The organism is Collinsella aerofaciens, from assembly GCF_040915425.1.
GTDB lineage: Bacteria > Actinomycetota > Coriobacteriia > Coriobacteriales > Coriobacteriaceae > Collinsella > Collinsella aerofaciens_BW.
This window is the reverse complement of the sequence record NZ_JBCPDN010000129.1, coordinates 1-1,186: the sequence shown is the minus strand read 5'-3', so window position 1 is coordinate 1,186 and position 1,186 is coordinate 1. Positions and strand designations below refer to the sequence as shown.

At 68.9% G+C, this 1,186-nt stretch carries 1 protein-coding gene; it reads left to right on the top strand.

Annotated elements, in window-relative coordinates; all coding sequences use genetic code 11:
* On the top strand, positions 1-853 hold an 853-nt coding region (locus AB5164_RS10190; protein WP_368148090.1), incomplete at its 5' end, for an IS110 family RNA-guided transposase.
* Positions 854-1,186: the final 333 nt, after the last annotated feature.

Below are 1,186 nucleotides of genomic sequence, written 5' to 3'. Positions count from 1 at the left end.
CAGCGCGGACAGGCGCAGGAAGAACGACCGCAACGACGCCGAGTTCCTCGCCCGCATGCTGTCGGTCGGCAACGTGGTCGAGGTGTGGGTCCCCGACGACGAGTGCGAGGCCGCCCGCGACCTGACCAGGGCGCTCGAGGACGCGAGGGACGACCTCTCGCGCTCGAAGCAGCGGCTCTCCAAGTTCCTGCTCAGGCACGGGCTCGTCTTCGACGAGAGGACGCCCACCGGCCGCAGGAAGGGCAACTGGACCCGGGCGCACTGGTCCTGGATCGAGTCGATAAGGTTCGCGGAGGGGGCCGACAACGACGTGCTCGCCTACTACGTCGACGCGGTCAGGCGGGCGGCGGAGGAGAAGGCGAGGCTCGAGGGGCTCGTCGAGGCCGAGGCCCGCAAGCCCAGGTGGAGGAGGAGGGTCGACTCCCTCCGCTGCCTCAAGGGCGTAGACACCGCGTCCGCCGCCGACCTCGTGTTCGAGGCCGGCGAGTTCTCGAGGTTCAGGAACGCCCGGTCGTTCGCGGCGTGGGTCGGCCTGACGCCCTCCGAGCACTCCAGCGGGGAGAGCGACCGCAGGGGCGCGATCACCAAGGCCGGCAACAAGCACCTGAGGAAGACGCTGGTCGAGGCCGCGTGGCACTACCTGACGTGCTCGGGGCGGCCGAAGGACCTCGCCAAGGGCCAGGCCCCGGACCGGGGCGCCCGGAGGCATGCCGCCAAGGGCGTGCGGAGGCTGGTCGAGAGGCGGGAGGCGCTGCTCGCGCGCGGGGTCCACGGCAACAAGGCGAACGTGGCCACGGCGCGCGAGCTCGCCTGCTGGGTATGGGCGGTCGGCCTCATGGCCGAGGAGGCGTAGGGGGGCGGTCCCCCGCACATAAGCCAGTCACCCCGGAAGCGGTTCGATCCGAAGCCGTTGAGGCGAACCTCAGGTCCCTTTTCTGCGAGCGCCCAGGGCGCCACACGCGTGCACAGACTGTCGGTTCGACGTAGAAGCCTCAGCCGTAGCAACGGATTGCCCAGCGAGAGATCGCCGCGGGCGGATATTAAACTGCAAAGACGAGCGTCGGTAAGACACGCCGAGGTCGCCGCGGACGGGCTGATATAGGGAGAGGGCCTGACCCCATATCGTTGGGGCCAGGCCCGATTTTGCCTCTTGACAATGTCCTGCTCATATTAAAAGGAACGTCCC